Consider the following 3867-nt stretch of genomic DNA (forward strand, 5'->3'; position numbering starts at 1 on the left):
TGTACCACATTTCAATTTGGACAGGAGTGCGCAACACCGTCTGCAACTTTGACTTATATCAATACAGACGAGATCTTAAGGGATAACCTGTACATTTTCTTTGACCGGAACATAAGTTTTTGATTTTTCGAAAAAATAGTTTTCACTCAACGTCGTACGGTCAGAATGGACGACGTGTCAGGGAATGCTGAACGACGATACCGGAGTACGTTCGCGTAAGTGAAGGCAAAACTGTCCGCTGTTGCGGAAATCCTAAAAATCAGGCGAAACGAAGGAATTCTCTCGACGTCAAGAAAAACGGACCCCGAAGGGTCCGTTTTTTCACGGTGCGGAGGATCTCAAGCGGCGTTTGGCCGAAGTCTATTCGGGTTTGCGCTCGATTTGAGAGATCCAAACTGCCTCATTTCCCGATCCGGAGGTCGTCTGCGAGAGCAGAACGTGTCCGGTTTGGCGGCAGAATTCCGCGAGGTCGGGATGGCTGTGCGGATCGGTCGAGCGCACCTCGAGGAGGGCGCCCGGCGCCATGCCCGACAAGGCCTTCTTCGCTTTGAGGACGGGCATGGGGCACTCGAGCCCCGGGAGGTCGAGGACGACCTCCGGGGACTTGCCGGGGGCGTCGGCGCTCATCAGAGGCGCTCCGCCGCCCAGGCTTCGACCGAGGCGAGCGCGGCGTCGAGGTGGGTGGCGTCGGTGCCGCCCGCCATCGCCATGTCGGGCTTGCCGCCGCCCTTGCCGCCCACCTGCGCGGCGACGTGGTTGACGAGGTCGCCCGCCTTCACCTTGGCGGTGAGGTCGCGGGTGACGCCGGCAGCGAGCTGCACGCGCCCGTCCGTGACGGAGGCGAGGACGACGAGGGCGGAGCCCAGCTTGTCCTTCACCTTGTCCATCGTTTCGCGCAGGGCCTTCGCGTCCGCGCCGTCCATGCGGGCGGTGAGGAGCTTGACGCCGTTCACATCCTTCGCGCCGTCGACGAGCGTATCGCCCAGCTTCGAAGCCATCTGGCTCTTCATCTGTTCGAGCGTCTTTTCGACGGCCTTCAAGGACGCGATCACGTCGTCGATCTTGACGGGGAGCTCCGCGACCGGCGCCTTGAAGCGGCGGGCGCAGTCGGCGAGCATGGCGGCGTTCTCCTGAGCGAGCGCGACCGCGGCCATGCCGGTGACGGCTTCGATGCGGCGCACGCCCGCGGCGATGCCCTGTTCGCTCACGATCTTGAAGAAACCGATGTCGCCCGTGCGCGCGATGTGCGTGCCGCCGCAGAACTCGATCGAATTGCCGATGTTGAGGACGCGGACGGTCTCACCGTACTTTTCGCCGAAGAGCATGACGGCGCCGGTGGTCTTCGCCTCGTCGATCGGCATCACGCGGCAGAGCGTTTCCGAGTTCTTGAGGATTTCGGCGTTGACGCGGCGTTCGATCTCGGCGATTTCCTCGGCCGTGACGGGCTGCGGATGCGAGAAGTCGAAGCGGGTCGATTCGGGCGTGACGAGGGAGCCCTTCTGCGCGACGTGCTCGCCGAGCACGGCGCGGAGCGCCTTGTGCATGAGGTGGGTCGCGGAGTGGTTGCGGACCGTCGCCGCGCGGCGGTCTTCGTCGACGGCGAGAGCGAAATGGTCGCCCACCGCGATGCGGCCTTCTTCGACGTGGGCTTCGGAGCCCGTGACGGAGGCCTTCACCTTGAAGGTGTCGAGGACGGCGAGCATCGAGGTCGCGTTCTTCGCGACGCCGCGGTCGCCCACCTGGCCGCCGGATTCGGCGTAGAAGGGCGTGCGGTTGAAGACGACGACGCAGTCGGAACCCGCTTCAACCGAGTCGACGGGCTGCCCGTCGACGTAGAGGGCGAGGACTTCGGCGTCTTCTTCGGTGAGGGCGTCGTACCCCGTGAAGACCGTCTCGGCGCCGTCGTACTTGAGGCCGGCGGCCATCTTGAACTTGGCGTTCGCGCGGGCGGCGGCGCGCTGGCGTTCCATCGCGCGGTCGAACCCTTCCGTGTCGACGGCGAGGCCGCGTTCGCGGCAGACGTCGGCCGTCAGGTCGGCGGGGAAGCCGTAGGTGTCGTGAAGCTTGAAGAGGACTTCGCCGTCCAAAACGCCGTTCGTCGTTTCGGCCATGGCGGCTTCGAGGATTTCCATGCCCTTCGAAATCGTCTGGAAGAAGCGGCGTTCTTCGTCTTCGAGGACGCGCGCGATGCGCGGGTCCTTCACTTCGGGGTAGGCGTCCCCCATTTCGCGGGCGACGGCGTCGACGAGCGTGTAGAAGAAGGGGGCGCGGGCGCCCAACTTATAGCCGTGGCGGATCGCGCGGCGGCAGATGCGGCGAAGGACGTACGCGCGGCCTTCGTTCCCCGGGACGATGCCGTCCGCGACCGAGAACGTGCAGGCGCGGATGTGGTCGGCGATGACCTTGAGGGAGGGCGACGTCGCGTCGACCGGCGCGTCCGACACCTTTTCGACCGCGGCCTTGGCGGCGGCGAGGAGGTTCTGGAAGAGGTCGATGTCGTAGTTGTTGTGCACGCCCTGGAGGACCGCGGCGATGCGCTCCAGACCCATCCCCGTGTCGATCGAGGGCTTCGGCAGCTTGTGCATCACGCCCTTTTCGTCACGGTAGAACTGCATGAAGACGAGGTTCCAGATCTCGATGTAGCGGTCGCCGTCCTCTTCAGGGCTCCCCGGAGGGCCGCCCTGCACGGATTCGCCGTGGTCGTAGAAGATTTCCGAGCAGGGGCCGCACGGCCCCGTGTCGCCCATCATCCAGAAGTTGTCGGACATGTAGCGCGCGCCCTTGTTGTCGCCGATGCGCACGATCCGCTCGGCCGGGACGCCCACTTCCTTGTTCCAGATGTCGTAGGCCTCGTCGTCCTCGGCGTAGACCGTCACCCAGAGCTTCTCGGCGGGTAGCATGAAGTGCTTCGTCAAAAGCTCCCACGCGAAGTGGATCGCGTCGTGCTTGAAGTAGTCGCCGAAGGAGAAGTTCCCGAGCATCTCGAAGAACGTGTGGTGGCGCGCGGTGTAGCCGACGTTGTCGAGGTCGTTGTGCTTGCCGCCCGCGCGGATGCACTTCTGCGAGGTGGTGGCGCGGGTGTAGGGACGCTTGTCGAAGCCGAGGAACACGTCCTTGAACTGGTTCATCCCGGCGTTCGTGAAGAGAAGCGTCGGATCGTTCCCGGGAACGACCGGGCTCGAGTGCACGATCGTGTGGCCCTTGCTCTCGTAGAACTTGAGGAAGGTCTGTCGAATGTCAGCGACTTTCATGGGTCTTCAAGAATTTGGTTGGAAAGGGGATCAGGCCTGCGGGCCTTAAGCCCCGGGTCCGAAGCGGACGATGCCGCGAAACCCTGCATTTTACAACGCGAGGGGGCCGGACTTCTCGGGAAAACCGCGTCGAAACGGGGCGGATGCGGCCTCTCGGGGCCGCCCGTGGAAACGAAAAGGCGCTCCGGCCTTGGAGGCGGAGCGCCGGGTGGGTGCCTGGGCGTTTACGCGATGCGGCTGTAGCCGCCCGCGCGGTCGGATTCGCGCAGGTACCGGTCGAAGTGCATCGCGACGGCGCGCACGAAGATCTTGCCCTTGGGGCTCACGACGAGGCGGTCGGGGTAGAGCTCGACCAATTCGTGCTTCACGTAGGGCTTCATCTTGCCGAGCTCGTACGCGAAGGTCTCGTCGAAATTCACGCCGAAGCGGGCTTCGACGTCGGCCTTTTTGAGTTCGAAATTGCACATGATCGTCATGATGACGTAGCGGCGCATTTCGTCGTCGGCGTTGAGCGTGTAGCCGCGGTTGGTCGCAAGGCGGCCGTTCCTCACGGCGTCGTACCAGTCTTCGAGCTCGCGCGGGTTGCAGGCGTAGTGCGGGCCGATCTTCGAGATCC

At 64.0% G+C, this 3867-nt stretch carries 2 protein-coding genes and 1 pseudogene; all 3 read right to left on the reverse strand.

The genetic code is table 11. The features are described 5' to 3' along the window. Window positions 1-360: 360 nt before the first annotated feature. Window positions 361-627 (reverse strand): sulfurtransferase TusA family protein, encoded by a 267-nt coding sequence (locus HMPREF9440_RS00900; protein ID WP_008540587.1) that lies wholly within the window; start codon window positions 625-627, stop codon window positions 361-363. After that, on the reverse strand, window positions 627-3251 hold the full coding sequence (gene alaS, locus HMPREF9440_RS00905) for an alanine--tRNA ligase (protein ID WP_008540589.1): 2625 nt from the start codon (window positions 3249-3251) through the stop codon (window positions 627-629). Before alaS ends, HMPREF9440_RS00900 begins: the two co-directional genes overlap by 1 nt. Window positions 3252-3475: 224 nt before the next feature. Next, a pseudogene (locus tag HMPREF9440_RS11770) lies at window positions 3476-3867 on the reverse strand (oxygen-independent coproporphyrinogen III oxidase); the annotation flags it as partial.

It is taken from the genome of Sutterella parvirubra YIT 11816, from assembly GCF_000250875.1.
GTDB lineage: Bacteria > Pseudomonadota > Gammaproteobacteria > Burkholderiales > Burkholderiaceae_F > Sutterella > Sutterella parvirubra.